This window comes from Bartonella sp. TT67HLJMS (genome assembly GCF_042193375.1).
GTDB lineage: Bacteria > Pseudomonadota > Alphaproteobacteria > Rhizobiales > Rhizobiaceae > Bartonella > Bartonella grahamii.
In genome coordinates, this window is sequence record NZ_JBHILP010000008.1 from 48,611 (window position 1) to 69,267 (window position 20,657).

The following is a 20,657-nucleotide window of genomic DNA, read 5'->3' on the forward strand; positions in this document are numbered from 1 at the left end:
GAGAAAAATGCTAACAAATTTTCTCAAAGAAATAAAAAAGATAATTGTTGATTATTCTATTTTATTCTTATCATATATTTCTATAACGAGTAACATCTCTTCAAGCAAAAGATGATGGTAAATTTAAATAGATTGCGTCAAGAGGTTATCTTTTATTATCATTATTATCGGTGGTAATAGGGGTGATAAGTGCTGCTTATACGGATAAAAGGCAAAGTCATTCATGGATGTTCAGCAGTTAAAAAAAATGGCAGCTATTAAAGCGCTTGAATTTATTGAAGATGATATGCGGCTTGGTATTGGATCTGGTTCGACAGTCAATGAATTTATTCGTCTTCTTGGTGAGCGTGTTTCGGATGGTTTGCGAGTGACTGGTGTTGCTACTTCACGATATTCTGAACAACTCTGTCGTAAGTTTGGAGTGCCTGTTAGCACTTTAGAACAAATACCTGAACTGGATCTTGATATTGACGGAGCAGATGAAATTGGTCCTGAGATGATGCTCATTAAAGGTGGAGGGGGAGCATTGTTGTATGAAAAAATTGTAGCATCGGCATCCCGTGCAATGCTTGTCATTGCTGATGAAACAAAGGTGGTAAAACGACTTGGTGCTTTTGCACTACCAATTGAAGTTAATCCATTTGGTATCCATACAACACGCAGAGCCATCGAAAAAGTCGCTGATGACTTAGGGCTTTCTGGAGAAATTGTATTGCGAATGAATGGAAAAAATCCTTTTGAAACAGATGGTGGTCATTTTATTCTTGATGCATTTTGGGGCTGCATTTTGGAACCAAAACCATTATCGGACGCACTTCTTGCCATTCCTGGTGTTGTTGAGCATGGCCTTTTTTTGGGATTGGCTTCACGTGCAATTGTAGCTATGGCCGATGGTCAAACAAAAATTTTAGAATCTTTTGATTTTTAGAGAAGACAGTTTCATGACGATATGTTAGCACAGTAAAAAAAGATCTTAAAGATTTTAGATAGAAAACGAATTAAAATTATAATTAGCGATCGGGGTAATCATTAAATGAGAATAATATTTTCTTTTCAGCGTTTTGTCGTATATTTTGGTGCAATTGCTATTTTTATTGTGAATATTGGAATGGCTTATGCACAAGGTGTGAGCGATCAACATTTAGCTTCAGCTAGAAAAGCTATAAGTGCCATTCACGCAACAGATCAGTTTGATAGTTTTTTACCAAATGCAGTAGATGATCTTAAAACTGCACTGATGAGGGATGATCCAAATTTGGCAGAGGCTATTTCTGATATTGTTGATAAGCAGGCGCTTGCTTTAATTAAAAGGCGCTCTGATCTAGAAAAAGAGATTGCTCATGTATATGCAAAATATTTTACTCAAAAAGAGCTTGATGCAATAACAGCATTCTACAGTTCTGATACCGGTAAAAAGTTTTTGACAGAAGTTCCCAATATCGCACGTGATTCTTATTCAGCATTTGATGTATGGCGTTCTGCGCTTATGCGGGATCTTGTAGAAAATGTGAAAAAAGAAATGTCTGAAATACTTAATTTGAATAATTCTACTGTGCCTACAAATATGCCTATAAAATCAGAATCTTCAGAAAATAAAAAATAGCTTGATTAATATCATGACAACCACTGGGCAATTTCTGATTTTTTAAATAGCGGCGGTTTTCCCGCCGTTTTTAATATTTTAATGAGAGTAGGTCTTTTTAGAATACGGCTTTATAAAAAAATGCTTCTTCAAAAGAAAAAAGACTTTCATTTGATAATAAATGATCTTAGCCTATTCTTGCAGATACATAAGAAGGAATAATTCGTGGGCTCTTTTGACTTTGATTTATTTGTTATTGGAAGTGGTTCTGGTGGAGTGCGTGCAGCACGGCTTGCTGGAGGACTCGGTAAGCGTGTTGCTATAGCAGAGGAATATCGGATAGGGGGCACTTGTGTTATTCGTGGTTGTGTTCCCAAAAAACTTTATGTTTATGCATCACAATATGTAAAAGAATTTAAGAAAAGTGTCGGTTTTGGGTGGAAATATGCGGATCCAATTTTTAGTTGGGAAAAGTTGGTTGCAGCTAAAAATAAAGAAATATCAAGGTTAGAAGGGCTATATCGTAAGGGATTAGAGAATAACAATGTGCATATTTATGAAAGTCGTGCTACTTTTGTAGATGATCACACATTAGAGCTTTCTGCCACGGGTGAGCGGGTAAGTGCAGAAAAAATTTTGATTGCAACAGGGGCAAAAGTTGCACCAAATACTTCCATAGAAGGCGGTGGATTTTGCCTCACTTCTAATGAGATTTTTGACCTTGATCAACTCCCAAAATCAATAGTCATTGTTGGTGGAGGGTATATAGGTGTTGAATTTGCTAATATTTTTCATGAATTAGGTGTAAAAACAACGCTGCTCCATCGTGGTGATTTAATCCTTCGTGGTTTTGATCATGATTTGCGGCAATTGCTCAGCGATGAAATGACTGAAAAAGGGATTTCTATTCTCTATGGTGTAACAATTTCTAAAGTGCAGGCTGCAGAAAATTGTTATGAAGTTATTTTATCAAATGGGCAAACGATTAGTGCCGATCAGATTATGTTGGCTACGGGGCGTGTACCAAATACAACAGGTTTAAGACTTGAGCGAGCAGGTGTTCAAGTGGATGAATTTGGTGCAGTTGTTGTTGATGAAAGAATGACAACGAATGTACCCCACATTTGGGCTGTTGGTGATGTAACAGGTCATATTCAATTAACACCTGTTGCGATTCATGATGCAATGTGTTTCGTGAAGACTGCGTTTGAGAATATTCCCACGACACCTGATTATGATTTAATTACGACGGCAGTTTTTTCTCAGCCAGAGATTGGAACAGTTGGTCTTTCAGAAGAAGATGCGGTACGTCGTTATAAGCGTCTTGAAATTTATCGTACAGTTTTTCGTCCTATGCGTAATGTTCTTTCTGATAGTTCAGAGAAAATGCTTATGAAACTCATTGTTGATGGTGAAAGCCGTATTGTTGTGGGCGCTCATATTTTAGGGGAAAACGCTGGTGAGATGGCACAGCTTATTGGGATAGCTCTCAAAGGAAAGCTGACGAAAGATATCTTTGATGAAACGATGGCAGTGCATCCAACGATGGCAGAAGAATTGGTAACGATGTATAAACCAAGTTATATATATGAAAATGGGAAGAAAATAGAAAGTTAAACAGCATATATTGCGGTAAAAAGCTTTTGATATGCCAATCTGTAAGATTAATCTTTAGAGAGAGTGTAATGATAAAAGAATGGGCACCTGACTCTTGGAGAACAAGGCCAATTAAACAAGTTCCGACTTATCCGGATAAGTCTATGTTAGAAGATGTTGAACGAAAACTGAGAAGTTATCCTCCTTTAGTTTTTGCCGGTGAAGCACGTGATTTAAAAAATGAATTAGCAGCTGTTGCAAAAGGACAAGCTTTTTTATTGCAAGGTGGTGATTGTGCCGAAAGCTTTGCAGAACATGAAGCTGATAATATCCGTGATTTTTTTCGTGTATTTTTGCAAATGGCGATTGTTTTAACCTTTGGTAGTTCTAAACCGGTTGTTAAAATTGGTCGTATTGCTGGTCAATTTGCAAAGCCCCGCTCTTCTGATATCGAAAGCAAAGAGGGAGTTGAATTTCCTGCTTATCGGGGGGATATTATTAATGGCATTGAGTTTGAAGCCGATTCTCGTATTCCAGATCCGCAACGAATGTCTATGGCTTATCGCCAATCTGCGGCAACACTTAATCTATTGCGTGCTTTTTCACAAGGTGGCTATGCTAATTTAGAAAATGTACACACATGGATGTTGAGTTTTGTTTCTAACAGTCCGCAGGGGGAACGTTATGAATTATTGGCAGAGCGTATTTCTGAAGCAATTGATTTTATGCGTTCTATAGGGATTACATCCAAAACACATTCTTCATTGCGTGAAACATCTTTTTATACCAGTCATGAAGCACTTTTGCTTGGTTATGAAGAGGCTTTGACTCGGATTGATTCAACTTCAGGAAATTGGTATGCAACATCCGGTCATATGTTATGGATTGGTGACCGTACACGTCAGATTGACCATGCTCACGTTGAATATTGTCGCGGCATTAAAAATCCTATAGGATTAAAATGTGGTCCTTCCATTGAACCTGATGAGCTTTTAAAATTAATTGATATTTTAAATCCAGAAAACGAGCTGGGGCGGCTTACTCTCATTACGCGTTTTGGGTATGATAAAGTTGAAAATTATCTGCCTAAACTCATCCGTGCCGTTGAACGTGAGAAGCGTGCGGTTATATGGTCATGTGATCCAATGCATGGCAATACGATTACTGCCAATGGTTATAAGACGCGTCCTTTTGATTATGTTTTAAAAGAAGTAGAGAATTTTTTTGCAGTACATCATGGAGAGGGAACTTATCCAGGAGGCATCCATATCGAGATGACAGGTCGTGATGTTACTGAATGTACAGGAGGGGCGCATGCTATTTCTGTAGACGATTTATCTGATCGTTATCATACGCAATGTGATCCACGGTTAAACGCAGATCAAGCGTTAGAATTGGCTTTTCTTGTTGCTGAACTCCTTAAAAAAAATCGTGTGACTGATTCGTTAGGAATTGCTGCTGGTGGGTAGGAAAAAATTTCCTAATATACTTTTAGGTCATTATGGCAGAAGAGAATTTTTAAAAAAGTGATATTTCCTGATGATGAAGAATAAAGTTGTGGTTGCTAAACTGATGAAATGATACAAAGGCTTATGAAAAATGATTTTCGGGTATCAATTGCCCAATTAAATCCTATTGTTGGTGATATTGAGGGGAATTTTTCTTTAGCTGTCATGGCACATCAAAAGGCCAAAGAAGAGGGGGCTGATCTTGTTTTATTCACGGAACTTTTTATAAGCGCTTATCCGCCGGAAGATCTTGTTCTAAAACCTGCTTTTACAAAAACATGTGAAGAGACTGTTAAGAAATTAGCAAAGATAACCGTAGGCGGACCAGGAATTGTCATTGGTCTTCCATTAAGACGCAATGGCAATATTTACAACGGTGTCATGCTTCTTGATGAAGGGCGAGTCATTGCCGAAAGTTTGAAGTTTGATCTACCTAATTATGCTGAATTTGATGAAAAGCGTTTATTTTCTTCAGGCCCACGACCTGAGCCTCTTATCTATCGTGGGGTAGGACTAGGAATAGTGATTTGTGAAGATATTTGGAATGATTCTTCACTTTGTGCGGAGCTTGGTAATAAAGGAGCGGAAATTATTCTTGTCCTTAACGGATCTCCCTACTATCGTAATAAAACCTTAAAACGTATAGATGTTGTTCATACGCAAGCTCTACGATCTGGGGTACCAATTATTTATGCTAATCAAGTTGGTGGTCAAGATGAGCTCGTTTTTGATGGTGGGTCTTTTGCCTTGAATGAAGAAGGAAAAAAGATATTTCAAATGAAGCACTTTGATAGCCATATTGCTTTAAGCCATTGGCAAAAAATAACGACGGGATGGCACTGTATTTCAGGTCCTAATGAAAGTCTTCTCAATGGATTAGCGGCCGATTATCAAGCTTGTGTTTTAGGTTTGAGAGATTACGTTAATAAAAATCGCTTTAAGGATGTTATTCTTGGTCTTTCAGGAGGAATTGATTCAGCCCTGTGTACGGCAATGGCGGTGGATGCTCTTGGCTCTGAGAGAGTTCGCACCATTATGATGCCTTATCACTATACTTCACAAGAATCGTTAAAAGATGCTAAAGAATGTGCACAACTTCTAGGATGTCATTATGAAATAATACCGATTGAGCAACCTGTTGAAGCTTTTTTAAAGACAATGGCGCCAGTTTTTTTAGGCTTACCCCCTGATATAACAGAAGAAAATCTTCAAAGTCGTATACGCGGTACACTTTTAATGGCTCTTTCAAATAAATTCGGTTCATTGGTGGTAACGACAGGCAATAAGTCGGAAATGGCTGTAGGATATGCGACACTGTATGGTGATATGAATGGCGGGTTTAATCCTCTTAAAGATATTTATAAAATGCAGGTTTATGCATTAGCTGAGTGGCGCAATAAAAATCACTTGCACAATTTGAAAGGACCAGAAGGAATTGTCATTCCATCCAATATTATAGAAAAAGCGCCTTCTGCAGAGCTGCGGGAAAATCAAAAAGATGAAGATTCTCTTCCGCCTTATCCTATTCTAGATGATATCTTGCAATCTCTTGTAGAAAATGACATGAGTATTTGTGATATTATTAAACGTGGGCATTCACGGGAAACTGTTGAGAAAGTTGAACAGCTTCTTTATGGTGCCGAATATAAAAGACGACAATCTGCACCCGGTGTAAAAATCAGTTACAAGAGTTTCGGACGCGATCGTCGCTATCCCATAGTCAATCATTTTCGCGATAAAAATTGAGTATTATTTTATGGTTAAAGTTCGTTTTGCTCCCTCTCCAACAGGTTATATTCATATTGGCAATATCCGTATTGCGCTTTTCAATTGGCTTTATGCGCAAGCGCATAATGGAGCATTTATTTTGCGCTATGATGATACAGATGTTGAACGTTCTAAACAAGAATATATCGATGCTATTGCTGTTGACCTTGAATGGCTTGGTATTCAACCAGATTCAATTTATTACCAATCTAAGCGATTTAATCGATATGATGAAGTTGCGGAAATTCTCAAACAACGCGGGCTTCTTTATCCCTGTTATGAGACTGCAGAAGAATTAGAGCGACGTCGTAAAATCCAGCTTTCACGCAAATTGCCTCCTATTTATAACCGTGCAGCATTAAAATTGACAGCAGAAGAGAAAAAAAACTTTGAATCTCAAGGTCGTAAACCCCATTGGCGTTTTCTTCTTCCTAATTTTGAAAGTGATCCTTTACAAACAAAGCGAACAGAAGTTTGCTGGAATGATGCAATAAAGGGAAAGCAGACGATTGATTTGGCTTCTCTTTCAGATCCTGTTCTTATTCGTGAAGATGGAAGCTATCTTTATACATTGCCCTCTATTGTTGATGATGTAGATATGGCTATTACGCATATTATTCGTGGGGATGATCATATTACAAATACAGGCGCTCAAATTGCTATTTTTAAAGCTCTTAATGCAGAATTACCGGTTTTTGCTCATACCAATTTATTGGCGACAGTTTTAGGAAAAGGATTTTCAAAACGTAATAATGATCTTTCTATTCGTTCTCTACGGGAAGAAGGATTTGAATCTATAGCTGTTCAATGCCTTGCCGTTTTGATTGGGACATCGCAAAATGTGCATCCCTATCCTAATCAAGCAGCGCTTTTAGAGCATTTTAATCTCCAAGATACGTCAAGATCCGTTGCAAAATTTGATATTGCTGATCTTCTTGCTTTGAATAGTCATCTTGTCCATGAGTTAACCTATGAGGAAGTAAAAATGCGCCTTAAAAAACTTTCTATTGAGGGAGATAAGGCGGAATATTTCTGGAACGCGATAAGAAGCAATATTAATAAAGTCAATGATGCTGTTTTGTGGTGGAAAATCATTCATGATGAACAGAATTTTGATACAGTGGCACTAGAGGATCGTGCTTTTGTGCGCCAATCACTCGATTTCTTACCTGAAGGTGCTTTGAAGGAGGAAAGTTGGAAAATTTGGACAACAGCATTAAAAGAAAAAACAGGTCGAAAAGGAAAAGCTTTATTTATGCCATTACGTCAGGCACTTACAGGCATGGATCATGGACCTGAAATGGGAAAAATTTTGCAGCTTTTAGGGCGTGAAAAGGTAGCAGAAAGACTCTCTAGGAAATAAGAGCGGCTTTTTTAAAGCATTTCGTTCATTTCACTCTTAAAGAGAGTAAAGAACGGATTTATTTACACGTTTTTATAAGCATGAAAGCAGGAATATCATCACCAAATCCAAGGGGCGTGTAATTCTTATTTTTTCGTGGGCGTTGGTGCTCAGAGGGTTTCTCTTTATTATTTGCATTTTTGATATATTCTGTTTTATTCTCTTCTACAGATTTTTTAGTGTGAGCAACAGGCTCTTTGGGAGCAGTTTTCTTTGATGATTTTGAAGATTTTTTCTTTACAACAATATCTTCTGTTTGATCATCGACTATTAAAGTTGAGAGATCTCCATTGAGCCATTCAATTTTTTCATTACTCATTTCCTCAATGGCATTGATATATTTTTGATCAGCTTTTGTGACAATTGTAAAAGCTTTTCCGCTACGATTTGCACGCCCTGTACGACCAATTCGATGGATATAGTCTTCAGCATGTGTAGGAACATCATAGTTAAAGACATGACTTACAGCTGGAATATCGAGTCCACGGGCAGCAACATCAGAAGCAACAAGAAGTGTAAGTTTATTATTTTTAAAATCAGCTAGGGTGTTCATGCGCGAATATTGGTCCATATCTCCATGAAGTGCCCCTACATTAAAGTTATGTTTGATGAGCGATCTAAAAAGTTCAGAGATATCTCTCTTTCGATTACAGAAAATGATTGCATTTTGAAGCTCTGCACCTTCATTATGAATAAGTTCTCGCAAAACAGCTCTTTTATCCCATGACTTACTTCCAGATTTGACGAGCCTCTGTGTAATTGTGGTTGCGGTTGAGGATGCTTTTGTAACTTCAACAGATACAGGAGAATGTAAAAATTGTTTCGTTAATTTTGTAATTTCTGGTGCCATTGTTGCAGAAAAGAACAAAGTTTGACGCGTAAAAGGAGTTAGCTTACAGATGCGTTCAATATCAGGAATAAAGCCCATATCCAACATGCGATCAGCTTCATCAATAACAAGGATTTCAACACCCATCAGGAGCAGTTTACCGCGCTCGCAATGATCAAGAAGGCGTCCTGGCGTTGCGATAAGAACATCAGCTCCCCGTTCAAGTTTGCGATCTTGGAGTTCAAAAGAAACTCCACCAATCAAAAGAGCAACATTTAAACGATGATTTATTCCGTATTTATCGAAATTTTCTTCAACTTGAGCTGCAATTTCCCGTGTTGGTTCTAAGATGAGCGTACGGGGCATTCGTGCTCTTGCACGACCTTTTTCAAGGAGAGTGAGCATAGGCAATACGAAAGAGGCGGTTTTACCTGTTCCCGTTTGGGCGATTCCTAAAACGTCTTTTCTTTGAAGGACATGCGGAATTGTTTCACTTTGAATAGGTGTTGGAGTTGTATATCCCGCTGATTTCACCGCATTAATAACCTTTGCGGAAAGACCTAAATCATCAAAACTGTTTAAAGATGGTATCATTTTTTTATCAATTGCTCTGTGATTTTAACTGCGCTATCTAAATGATGATTATAACCAATATTCTACACTCTTAAAAAGTGTTAAGATGTTTTCACAAAAAAACTAACTATAACAATCATATACATATAAAACGCATAATACAATCATTAATAGCGAAATTGTTCTGATAAAATGCGCTCATCCCATGAATGATTTGAGTCAAAAAGGATTGAAGCTGTTACTTCTGTTGCCATTGAAATAGTAACTGAATGAACAGATTTAACTTCAATATTATCTGCAGCAGCGTTGACAGGGCGTTTGTCAGGTTCAAGCATATCAAAGCGCACTATTACTGTATTGGGAAGCAAAGCTCCATGCCAACGCCGAGGGCGAAAAGGACTAACGGGAGTGAGGGCCATAAGGGGGGCCATAAGAGGTAAGATAGGTCCTTGTGCTGATAAATTATAGGCGGTCGATCCAGCTGGTGTAGCGACGAGAACACCATCACAACTTAATTGTTCCATGCGTACGTTGTTATCAATGGTGATGCGAATTTTTGCGGCTTGATAAGATTGCCGAAAGAGGGATACTTCATTAATTGCAAGCGCCTCGATAGAATCTTGACATTCAGATTTTGCAATCATGCGTAGGGGATGAATTTCTTTTTTATGTGCGACAGCAATACGATTGGGCAATTTTTTTTCATGAAATTCATTCATAAGAAATCCTACGGAACCTTGATTCATGCCATAAATAGGTTTGCCTGTGTTCATGACGTCTCGTACGGTTTGTAACATTGTCCCATCACCACCGATTGCAACAACAATATCAGTTTCTTCCAGAGAAGAATGACCATAAACAGAAATTAATTTATGGGTAGCTTTGATAGCGTCCTCAGTTTCTGCGGAAATAAAATGAAAGCGACTTGGTAATGTAGTCATTAAAAAATTATCCTGATATTTATAATGTATGTTGTAATTTATTTTTGAGAGTTTTGAAGTTGTAACAAAAGCTCTTTTTATAATAAAAAGAGCATTGAATAAAGAGAAGTTATTTCAAGGTAAAGTATCATTGAAAAGTAAGAGGAGTGCGTTGTTAGATAAGTTACAAACAAGTAATTTTTTATTAAAATGATAATTTAGCATTGAAGCTAAGAGTATGATTGGTTAAAAGACCATAACTGATTTTAATAATCAGTTTGAAGCACCCGTAGCTCAGCTGGATAGAGCGCTGCCCTCCGAAGGCAGAGGTCACAGATTCGAATTCTGTCGGGTGCACCAAATTCTTCAACTTCATATTATCCTAAATAACAATATTACCTAAAAAGAAGCCAATTTCCTCTTTTATGAAAATGGTCATTTGAGTTGTTTATTAAGTTTTATAGCGAATAAGAAAATGATTTTAAGAGAAGTAAAATTTACGATTGCGTATATAACTTTTCGGTTAGTCATTTTGAATATCGAGATAAAAAAGCAAGATTATCTAAATATGCTTTCAATTTAAATATAAACATTTATAACATAAAAATACATATTAATTCAATATGTTATTGTATAATTGATCTGGCAATTTTGACAGTAGATCGCTAAATATATTGTTTTGAGCATTAAAATAGATAGCTAAATTTGCTTTTATTCTATTTTTGGAGCTAAAGGCTGTTATGGTGAAATGGAACGCGGATGAGAAATATCACCAGTTAAAGGAATAATAATAGGGATAAAAATAATCGTCAAGATTTGAATTATTTCAAAACGCTGTATTCGGTATGGTTCTTATGGTTTTGAGAATGGGTATCGGGTGATTTCTTTATACACCAATATTGCCAGTTATGTTGGATGAGGGGTTGTTTACCTTTAATCAACCTTTTTATATAGCTAGCGCTAATTATGGTGGTTATTTAGTTGGGAGTATGTTCTTTACGTTTGGCAGAATTGGGAATATATCTCTTGCTCCTCACATGCTATTTTGTGCAGCTATAGTAATGAGTGCACTTATTATTTCCATGGCGTTAACACTTGGTCCTTTTGATCCGATTTGCTTCTGGTGTTGCGAGTGTAGCAATGATGGTTTTGGGTTCTATTATGGTCATGCAGTATAGCCATAATAGGCGGATTATTGCTTCGCTTTATGCAGGTGTAGGAGTTGGTATTCTACTAGGTAATGAATATGTTATTATTAGTTTGAACAGGACGCTTGATGCGACAAATATTTGGTTTGAAGTCGGCTTAATGTTTGTTCAAAATTTTTAAAAACATACAGGTTTAATTATGACAACAATATCAAAAAACATCCCCGTTATTTATTCCATTGCAAATGAAATCGCTCCTGTTAATAAGAAAAAACATCCCCAAAATATGAATTGACCAATCAAATGGATTTCGTGACTGGTCATATATTATATTGCATTTGTGCTTTAAAAGATTTTGGTGATGTAAAAAAAGCGATCTAGATGGTTTTATTGAAAATGAAAGCAATCTCTCTCATGATGGCAATTGCTGGGTTGCTGATAATGCCTGTGTTGTAAAATCTGGTCGTGTTTATGAAAATGCAAGGGGCAATGGCAATGCTGCCATTGGTGGCTATGTGTATGGCAATGCCCTTATATGTGATAAAACCCGCGTGTATTTTGGTGCTCATATTTATGACAATGCTCATCTTTCTTATAACGTTTGAGTTTATCATTATGCGCGGGTTTATGGAAATGCAAAATTATCCGGTAGTGTACCTATTCGTAGCAATGCCGAGGTTTATGATCATGCTGTTGTTAGTATGGCAAAGTTTATGGCAATGCCAAGATCTCTGGTTATTTCGTGATTAGAGGTAATGTATATGGCAATGCAAGAATAAAAAGACATAGCGATTTATATTCGGTTCCCATAAATTGTGAGGTTTATGAAAGTGATAATGTTGTCAAGATTGATAAACAGAATAAATGACAGGCGTGGGGAGCGCCTTTTTGATGGCTATAAAAACCTGTCATAAAAGAAAGCTGTGTCAATTGATATGACGCGGCTTTTAAATAGAGGTGCTACAGATCATACAAAAGAAATCAATAATGAATGCATATATACAACGTATCATATTGCAAGCGTTCTATTTTATTGATTAAAACTTATCAAAAGGAACATAAATGACAGGTATGATTTTTAATCACTCATTTGAATTACAGAACCTATAAACACTTTGTTTATGGTTATAAAACGTATTAAGAATAACGCCTTCATTTTTGAGGGAGCATTTGAAACAAAGCACATTATCAAAATGCCTCTTTTAAAACGTTTTTTGCTTGTTTGCTTGCATTATATCATTAAAAGACTTTTGATTTCATAAGACATAACATTATCAATTTTATTATCTGTTGTGATGATAGTATTTATATAATGCCAGCTTGTCATTTACTAACTTTTTAGTAAGCGGCGCTTTAAAATCGACTTGTCTTTAAATCCTTTTATGTGTTCTTAATGAATTAAAATCTATCTTATGATAGCTTCAAATGATTATTTCTTTTAAGGTTTCGCTCAAAAAAAAAGTAAAACCCATACTATTCTTTAAGCGCATGCAATTTATGTTATCGATAATTTCAAACGATTACGTTTTTAACAATGCGATTTGTGTGTGATAAAAACGTATCATAAAATTTATGAACTGTTATGAATGATAGCTGCTTTTTACTTCATTTGAATGTTTACATGCCTTATAACACTTGTATCATAATTTGCTTTTTATAGTCTATTCATACATGGCAATTGTTTATAAAAAATGGTCAATTGAATCACGTATAAAGTGTGAATTCTAAATGGAATTCATATAAAATAATTTCACACAAACTATTGACTTTGTTGTTTGTTTTTTATGATAAGATTTCATCTCGTTTAGACGTTGCAAAAGAAATCACCAAAGACCTTATTGATAAGATTCTTCTCTTATACGGCGTTATCAATTTTATTTGCAGAAAGCTGCTTCGCTTTTGACTTTTGATATAGATACAACCTTTTTTGAGGTAGAGCAAAGAATTTTTTAGCCATGGAGAGTGCAACAGCGCTCTTCAAAAATCTTGATTGGTCTGTTGAGAAAATTAAGGAGGTAGATAATTATTCAGCACGTTATCAACTACCAGATCGTGAAGTACAAGTTCTTTATAATGACGCAATTATCAAAGGTTATCCGCAATTTGATGTTGGATTTTCGATTAGTACTGGTATTTTAGCTGCTGCCTGCATGGTAATTGACTCCTATCAATTCTCAGCACTTACAAGATTTAAAATTTGACTTTGATAAAAAGTGGTTGAGAGTTTATGAAGAAGAAATATATGCGGATTGGTTGAAATTAGAGCTTGATTATGTCTTGAAATGGGTGATGGAAAAAAATTGATCTTCATGAATGCTTTTGTTCCAGATATGGAGCACTACCTTGGCAAAAGAGTGAAGTTGAGGCATATAAGGTTATCAAGATAGATGATGCAGATTATAGCTACTTCATATTGGTGCACTGGCTTTATTGGGTGATGTTGCAACCTTACAATCTTATTATCAAAGTTTCAGTGCAGGGGATCATTTAGGCGTTGATAAAAATACCCAAAAGACTCATCTTGAACGTGCATTGGCTTTAGCCAAAGAAGTGGTGAAATCTAAGAAACTCAGCTACACTTTAATTGCAAAAGTAGCAAAAAATATGAGCCATGTGGAAGAAAAACAAAGTTCTTAATAAGAGCTTTCCAGAGAGGTGGAGCTTTATTCTTGGAAGGAAAAAAATAGCTAAATTTATCGAAACAAAAGATAAGAAATATCAAGAAGATCTCAAAAAATTATAGGAACCAGAGTCTAGTTTAACGCTGCCATTATCAGTTGAGTGAACCCAACAATGGCGGAGTTCTATCCATTGGCGGAAATCTGATGTTTGAAAGATGATTTCTTGATGTGAAGCTAATGTTATAATAAATAATTATTATAAATCAAAATGTTGTATATATTCATAATTTTTGAGATTAATGACCATTGACAAATAATTTTGCATCATTTTTTCTCTTACAGCTTTTTGTAAATCATCAATGAAAATTTTTATAATAGAAAGTTTATTGATAACATAACTTTTGTATGTTCATTACTTTACGCTTAAAAAATATAAAAATAATGAAATGCAATTAAGTCATCAACTTCTTATTCTTTTCAATTTTTAATCATAAAAAAATCTTTTTATTCATTTTGCTTATAAAAAGAATTAGCTTTTTTCTGGTAAGACAATTGGAGAAATAAGGATTTTAGATATGTTTCGGCGTTCCATTTCAATCACTTTAAAGTGTAAACCATCAGTTTCAAAACTTTCTCCCTCATTTGGTAAATGACCAAACTGCCAAAGCATAAAGCCTGCCAGAGTCGTATAACGATCTGCTTCATCCACAAGGTTACGCCCAAGGTAACCACTTAAACGGCGGATATCAGCATATCCCTCGACAAGAAGACTGCCATTTTCAAGTTGTTCTGCGATCATGAGTTCTTCGTCGTCATCAGGAAAGTCTCCTGCAATAGCTTCAAGAATATCGGTTGGTGTTGCAATTCCTTCAAAAGATCCATGCTCATCAACAATAATTGCAAGCTGAATCGAAGAATGACGTAATTGCTCCATCAATCGTAAAACACTTGTATTTTCATGAACAACGAGGGGTTCTCGCATAGCTTTTTTCCAATTAATTTTTTTCCCCTCAGCCAAATTCAAAAGAAGATCTTTTGTCAACGCAACGCCAACAAATTCATCTACTTTTTCACGCGCAAGAATTAAGCGGCTATGTTTAACCTTTTGTAATTCTTCACGCATTTCATTTTCATCAGCATTTAAATCTAACCACTCAATCTCATTACGCGGCGACATGATAGAGCGAACAGGGCGATCAGCTAAATCGAGAACACCACGAATCATCTCCTTTTCTTCTGGTCTAAACAACTCAGAAGCTGCAGCCTGTTCAGCAATAACATCTACAGTCTCAGCAAGATGACTATCTTTACTTCCTCCTCCTAAGAGCCTCAAAACAGCATCAGCTGTTCTACTGCGTAGATCATTTGTTTTAATCATTTTTTCACGGTTACGACGTCCAATTTGATTAAAAGCTTCGATGAGAACAGAAAAACCAATAGCAGCATACAAATACCCTTTGGGAATATGAAAACCAAATCCTTCAACAATGAGAGTGAAACCAATCATCATCAAAAAACCAAGACAGAGGATTACAATAGTGGGATGACGATTAATAAAACGCATAAGAACACCAGATCCGCACATCATTACTCCCATAGCAGCTATGACTGCGATATACATAACTGTTGCCTGCTCTTTTGCAATCATACCTGTCGCGGTAATAATACTGTCTAGTGAAAAAACGGCATCCAGCACCACGATTTGAACAATTACTTGCCAAAAAACAGCATAAGCAACGCCTGTTTTTCTTTCATGTGATACCCCTTCTAACCTTTCATGTAATTCTAGCGTTCCCTTTGCTAGCAAAAAGGCTCCACCACCGATTAAAATAAAGCTATGCCAACTAAAGACAAAAGATGAAAATGAAAGAATTACCCTATCGAGTCTCATAACCCATCCGATAACTGTAAGAAGGAAGAGCCGCATAATTAGTGCTAAAGTAAGACCTAGAAAGCGTGCGCGGTCACGCAAACGCAGTGGCAATTTTTCAGCTAAAATTGCAATAAAGATAAGGTTATCTATTCCTAAAACAATTTCGAGAAAAACCAGCGTGATCAAACCAAACCACGCATGGGGATCAGTGATCCATTCCATCATTCCTTACCTTTTAGAAGCTTAAAAGCGCGCGATTGACAAAAAAAATTCATAGGCTTTTATTCGTATATTGGATCATGAACATTGAATGTAAAAAAATTTATATTCAACGAAAACAACAGCAAAATATTGCTTGAATGCATGTGATTATTGATAAAACAAAATGATGCCCCATCCCGCTTACAACCACAAGAAGGTTCCTCTAAATTTTGCTCGGGCATTATGCTCGATAATCCTCCAACTGTAGGTTCTGTATAACAATCAGAACATTTATTTATAAAGCTTCCTATAATGGGTTTATTTTTATATAAGATCAAGTGGTGAATATCATATTTTTAACCTTACAGACAATGAGTCTATATAACAAACAACAAAATATCTGGACATCCATCCTTAGGAGCGTTATAGAAACGCTCATTCTCATCTTTCGGGAAGCTTATGGGTGATTAGCTCAGTCGGTAGAGCAGCTGACTCTTAATCAGCGGGTCGTGGGTTCGATCCCCTCATCACCCACCATTTGATTTGATACCATAAATAACGTATTGATTGCGTAAATTTTTTTAAAATACGAGTTGCTAAATAAAATTGGGAAGTAGGATTTTCCCATATGCGTTTGTGTAAAAGTAAAGATTGTTGATATAGCTTAGTCATCAGGTTTTGTACTTTTAGGGGGCTTAAAGATCTTTTAATGTTGTTTCTTTTTTTTTAATCGCAATTGGTAAGGAGAAGTTTCTTACCGACAATTGTGTTATTTAAAGGGGTATAAAAATCAAGAGTTTTCACTTCTTTTAATATAAATTGACTAAAATTTTTTGGATTTTTGGCATATTGTTTAAAGATAGAAGAGACTTTACATTTTAGTTGTGTCAGCAGCGTGGATATTTTTTGATAACTCTCCCGCTTAAACAAAAAATCTCTGTAATAATCATCAGTATTCCAAGAGGGTGAATCAAAATAAAACAAAGTAATTAGCTGGACATAACAGGAATAAAATTAGATCAGTTTAATAGTTTAAAGCTAATACCTGCTAAACGATAGAAAATAAGCTTTAATAAGGATTCAAGTTCTAAAATATTAAACCGTGCAGTTACGTTATGCTGTTTTCCCGTTAGCTTAACCGCTAAAAAGATAAACATTAAGAAAGCTGCTCAGAATCATTATAATATATTGATTTATAATGAATTAATTAAAATTATTACTTTTGCATTATAAATGAGATTAACGTGTGGATAAAGACTATTGAAGAAAAGCATAAAAATGATACTTATTAACGTTCTTAAGCGTCAAAAGTTATCACAACATTGGAAAAATAGTATAATGGCACAGGCTTTCTCTTTTATTAAGTATAAAGATGATGATGCAACAATGGCTTTTACGGGTGTTACTGTGTAATGGGGAAGAGCACTGAGAGATGAAAATTTCGTAAAGTTTTTCCTTGTATTTTTATTATGATCGTTTAGGAAAAATTCTTTTATTAAAAGGGTTAAGTATTCTTGATTTATATACTTTTTCTTTTTTTAATAATAAAATAAAGTTATTTTCAGATAGAGGTTTTTAATTTGAGCATTTGTTTTTTGCAATGATGTGTTTTATCCAACATACAAATCGATTACATAATGAAATAGTCCTTTTAATATTCAAGTCTATGGGAGTTTTTTTGAAGGAAAATAGATAAATATTTCTATGCTTTTTGTAAAGTAAGATTCTTATAAAAGGGGACCTTCAAGTTTCAATATAAAAAAGATTAATACAATTAATGTTTGTATTAATTTACATATACAATCGAATTTAGCATGGATGATAATCTTTATAGGCACACAAAAAAGAAGTCGCTGATAGCTTTTTATTTATTCAGGTGGTGTTTTGGAGGTTCTTTTCCAATATTGATGCGCTTCAAAAATGGCGACCACAAATAATGAAATGATGAGCGGTATAATCAAATAAAACATTCTAAAGACAATAAGTGCTGCAATAACATCGGTTGGATTTATATTGGGCATGCCTGTTATGAAGAGAGCTTCAAGAACTCCTACTCCTCCTGCTGGAGCATTGGAGAGAAGAGTTATTGTAAAAGATGCTAGGAAAACACCAAGAACAGAGATAAAATGAATATCTGCGTTGTGTGGGAGAACAGCATATATAATTCCTGCTGCTCCTAAAAGCTCTAGAGGGCTAATGAGAAGCTGTTGAATAACAATTTTCAACCGTGGATAGGAAAGTTGAATTTTCTTACCCAAGCGTAAGGGTTTTAACTGAAGCCAGCTGCCAAACGTATAAAGTGCTATACAGCTGAGTAAAATTGCTCCACTCGTTGTCCCTAGCCATTCAGGAAGTTCTTTATGAATGAGGGTGATAATTTCGGGTTGCAGCACCAAAACGATTCCCAAAAGTAAGATTGTGCCGATTACAAAAGTAAAAGAGCAAAAACCTACTAATATTGCGATTTCTGTTCCGCTTAATCCTTTCATTTTATAGGCGCGATAGCGCACAACGGCACCAGAAAAAACTGAAGCACCGATATTGTGTGAAAGAGCGTAGGTTGTAAATGAACATATAGCGATAAAAATCCAAGAAATTTTATGGCCTAGATGTTGTAAGGCAATTCGATCATATCCAGCAAGAGCAGCATAAGCTAGGAGGGAACATAAACAGGCTAGTAACCAGTGCTGTGCATTTAAATCGCTCAAGCGCTCCAATACATCCCCAAATGAAATGGCAGAGAGTTTCATATAAAGAATCCGAATAGATATCAGCATTGCTAAGATACCAATCAAGGGCCATATAAATTGCTTTATTTTCACGATTCTTTATCCATTTTATGTTTTCTATAAATTTTCATGATTGAGCACATTCTGTACAGATCTTCGTTCCGTTATATACTCCATAATGCCATTGGCAACTTCTTCATCATCCGTTACTACAACATCAGCACCTAAATCAATGAGATATGCTGTTTCTGTGTCGGATAATGCATGTGTGATTATCTGGATATCTTTCTTCATATCACGTATATTCACGATACATTCTCCTACTTCAATGGTGCTTCGCATTGTAATAACAACTTTATGTGCATTATTTATATTTGCTGCGTTCATTATTTCTTGTTGAATGATATTACCGCAAATAGCCTCAAAGCCATCTGCAATCGCTTTATCAGAGAGGCGTTTTGATTCTTCTACGATCACTACAGGGTTACCTCTATTTATTAAAGATAATGCAACACATTTACCAATACGACCATAGCCAATAATTACGATATGGTTATTTTTTAAGGTCATCGGTAAAAAATCTTGGTCAGGATCTTGTGGATCAATATCAATAATTGTTTGGGCATTTTGTGAAGATGCAGAATTTTTTTCTAGACGTTTTTTAATTTTATTACAGGCAATGAAAACAAGAGGATTGAGCAAAATAGAAAAAATTGCTCCTCCAAGAATTAAATCATGAGCGTCATTGTTTAAAAGTCCTAAGCTTAAACTTAAACCAGCAAGGATAAAGGAAAATTCTCCGATTTGGGCAAGGCTTGCAGAAATAGTCAAAGCTGTTGCATTAGAATAGCGAAAAGCCTTAACGATGAAAAAGGCAACAGCAGATTTTCCGATTACGATAATGAATAAGGTTGCTAAGAGAGGAAAAAAATGAGTTAAGAGTTTCTCTGGGTCAAATAACATGCCTACAGAAACAAAAAAGAGAACAGAAAAGGCATCGCGTAGTGGTAAAGATTCTTCCGCGGCACGGTGGCTTAATTCTGATTCGCTCATGACCATACCAGCAAAAAAAGCACCAAGAGAAAGAGAAACACCAAATAAATGAGCAGCTCCGAAAGCTACTCCTAATGCAATAGCAAAAACGCTAAGACGAAATAATTCACGTGATCCCGATTGTGCGCTCATTTTTAAAAGCCATGGGATAACGCGTCGCCCAATGACGAGCATAAGTGCAATAAATACAATCACTTTCAGGATGGTGAGACCAAAAATACCCCAAATACTTAAATCCAACCATTGAACAAGAGGATCCAACGCTTCTTTTTTGGTATTGCTGAGGGCACTTGCCAAGGAAGGAATGAGGACAAGTATAAGGACCATTGCTAAATCCTCAATAATCAACCATCCAACGGCAATGCGTCCTTTTTCTGTTTCAATAAGATGACGCTCTTGCAAAGCACGTAGAAGGATAACAGTACTTGCTATGGATAAAGCAAGGCCGAAGATCAAACTACCACTGAAGCCCCATCCCATAATCAAACCAAGGCACAAACCTAGAAAAGTAGAAAATGCCATTTGTGCAATAGCAGCGGGGACAGCAATAGCTTTGACAGATAAAAGATCTTTTAATGAAAAGTGGAGCCCAACACCAAACATCAGCAAAATAATACCAATTTCAGCAAGTTGATTAATGATGACGGAATCTATTTTAAATCCGCCTGTATTGGGTCCCACAATAACACCGGCTAACAAATAGCCTACAAGTGGTGAAATACGCAAACGGCTAGCAATCATTCCTAAGAGAAATGCTAAACATAAACCTGCAACAATAGTTGTGATAAGTGGTGTGTCGTGGAGCATGGATTATTTACTATTCTTGATCAAAAAGCGAATGAATGAAAATGACTA

Annotated in this window: 16 protein-coding genes, 2 tRNA genes and 1 pseudogene; 14 read left to right on the plus strand and 5 right to left on the minus strand. The window is 36.0% G+C overall.

Annotated features, from left to right (window positions below):
* Positions 1-223: 223 nt before the first annotated feature.
* The 6 genes from rpiA (at position 224) to gltX (ending at position 7,816) form a co-directional block, all read left to right on the plus strand.
* Positions 224-928 carry a ribose-5-phosphate isomerase RpiA gene (rpiA, locus tag ACFIJQ_RS06030; protein WP_273788125.1) on the plus strand — a complete coding sequence of 235 codons (705 nt, stop codon included), beginning with the start codon at positions 224-226 and terminating at the stop codon, positions 926-928.
* Between the two features lie 105 nt (positions 929-1,033).
* Entirely contained in the window at positions 1,034-1,603 is a 570-nt protein-coding gene (locus tag ACFIJQ_RS06035) for a DUF2059 domain-containing protein (RefSeq protein ID WP_273788124.1), read from the plus strand.
* A gap of 204 nt (positions 1,604-1,807) precedes the next feature.
* Entirely contained in the window at positions 1,808-3,199 is a 1,392-nt protein-coding gene (gene gor / locus ACFIJQ_RS06040) for a glutathione-disulfide reductase (RefSeq protein ID WP_012755063.1), read from the plus strand.
* 68 nt (positions 3,200-3,267) lie between these two features.
* Positions 3,268-4,647, plus strand: coding sequence for a class II 3-deoxy-7-phosphoheptulonate synthase (locus ACFIJQ_RS06045; protein WP_273788123.1), 1,380 nt, complete (start codon positions 3,268-3,270; stop codon positions 4,645-4,647).
* A 123-nt stretch (positions 4,648-4,770) separates the two neighbouring features.
* Positions 4,771-6,432 carry an NAD+ synthase gene (locus tag ACFIJQ_RS06050; protein ID WP_375629074.1) on the plus strand — a complete coding sequence of 554 codons (1,662 nt, stop codon included), beginning with the start codon at positions 4,771-4,773 and terminating at the stop codon, positions 6,430-6,432.
* Positions 6,433-6,442: 10 nt separating this feature from the next.
* On the plus strand, positions 6,443-7,816 hold the full coding sequence (gltX, locus tag ACFIJQ_RS06055) for a glutamate--tRNA ligase (protein ID WP_375629077.1): 1,374 nt from the start codon (positions 6,443-6,445) through the stop codon (positions 7,814-7,816).
* A 58-nt stretch (positions 7,817-7,874) separates the two neighbouring features.
* Here the strand turns inward: gltX and ACFIJQ_RS06060 are convergent, their stop codons facing one another.
* Together ACFIJQ_RS06060 and ACFIJQ_RS06065 are read right to left on the minus strand one after the other, a co-directional pair.
* Complete coding sequence (locus ACFIJQ_RS06060; RefSeq protein WP_273788120.1) at positions 7,875-9,278, minus strand: DEAD/DEAH box helicase; 1,404 nt, start codon at positions 9,276-9,278, stop codon at positions 7,875-7,877.
* Positions 9,279-9,424: 146 nt separating this feature from the next.
* On the minus strand, positions 9,425-10,198 hold the full coding sequence (locus ACFIJQ_RS06065; protein WP_012755068.1) for an NAD kinase: 774 nt from the start codon (positions 10,196-10,198) through the stop codon (positions 9,425-9,427).
* A gap of 262 nt (positions 10,199-10,460) precedes the next feature.
* Between ACFIJQ_RS06065 and ACFIJQ_RS06070 the strand changes: the two genes are divergently transcribed.
* From ACFIJQ_RS06070 to ACFIJQ_RS06095, 6 genes and pseudogenes are all read left to right on the plus strand, one after another.
* Positions 10,461-10,537 (plus strand) — tRNA-Arg (locus tag ACFIJQ_RS06070).
* A 548-nt stretch (positions 10,538-11,085) separates the two neighbouring features.
* On the plus strand, positions 11,086-11,355 hold the full coding sequence (locus ACFIJQ_RS06075) for a YbfB/YjiJ family MFS transporter (RefSeq protein WP_375629142.1): 270 nt from the start codon (positions 11,086-11,088) through the stop codon (positions 11,353-11,355).
* On the plus strand, positions 11,273-11,506 hold the full coding sequence (locus ACFIJQ_RS06080) for a YbfB/YjiJ family MFS transporter (RefSeq protein WP_375629081.1): 234 nt from the start codon (positions 11,273-11,275) through the stop codon (positions 11,504-11,506). Before ACFIJQ_RS06075 ends, ACFIJQ_RS06080 begins: the two co-directional genes overlap by 83 nt.
* A gap of 122 nt (positions 11,507-11,628) precedes the next feature.
* Positions 11,629-12,193, plus strand: a pseudogene (locus ACFIJQ_RS06085) (hypothetical protein).
* Positions 12,194-13,280: 1,087 nt separating this feature from the next.
* Positions 13,281-13,526, plus strand: a complete 246-nt coding sequence (locus tag ACFIJQ_RS06090) for a hypothetical protein (RefSeq protein WP_375629084.1) — start codon at positions 13,281-13,283, stop codon at positions 13,524-13,526.
* A gap of 211 nt (positions 13,527-13,737) precedes the next feature.
* Complete coding sequence (locus ACFIJQ_RS06095; RefSeq protein WP_375629145.1) at positions 13,738-13,962, plus strand: DUF6990 domain-containing protein; 225 nt, start codon at positions 13,738-13,740, stop codon at positions 13,960-13,962.
* A 513-nt stretch (positions 13,963-14,475) separates the two neighbouring features.
* Here ACFIJQ_RS06095 and ACFIJQ_RS06100 read toward each other — a convergent pair.
* On the minus strand, positions 14,476-16,044 hold the full coding sequence (locus tag ACFIJQ_RS06100) for a TerC family protein (protein WP_375629087.1): 1,569 nt from the start codon (positions 16,042-16,044) through the stop codon (positions 14,476-14,478).
* 437 nt (positions 16,045-16,481) lie between these two features.
* Here ACFIJQ_RS06100 and ACFIJQ_RS06105 point away from each other — a divergent pair.
* Together ACFIJQ_RS06105 and ACFIJQ_RS06110 are read left to right on the plus strand one after the other, a co-directional pair.
* Positions 16,482-16,557 (plus strand) — tRNA-Lys (locus tag ACFIJQ_RS06105).
* Between the two features lie 741 nt (positions 16,558-17,298).
* Complete coding sequence (locus ACFIJQ_RS06110; RefSeq protein WP_273788114.1) at positions 17,299-17,433, plus strand: hypothetical protein; 135 nt, start codon at positions 17,299-17,301, stop codon at positions 17,431-17,433.
* 455 nt (positions 17,434-17,888) lie between these two features.
* Here ACFIJQ_RS06110 and ACFIJQ_RS06115 read toward each other — a convergent pair whose 3' ends face one another.
* Positions 17,889-18,842 carry a YbhN family protein gene (locus tag ACFIJQ_RS06115; protein WP_273788113.1) on the minus strand — a complete coding sequence of 318 codons (954 nt, stop codon included), beginning with the start codon at positions 18,840-18,842 and terminating at the stop codon, positions 17,889-17,891.
* 24 nt (positions 18,843-18,866) lie between these two features.
* Positions 18,867-20,609 carry a YbaL family putative K(+) efflux transporter gene (ybaL, locus tag ACFIJQ_RS06120; protein ID WP_273788112.1) on the minus strand — a complete coding sequence of 581 codons (1,743 nt, stop codon included), beginning with the start codon at positions 20,607-20,609 and terminating at the stop codon, positions 18,867-18,869.
* Between the last annotated feature and the right edge of the window lie 48 nt (positions 20,610-20,657).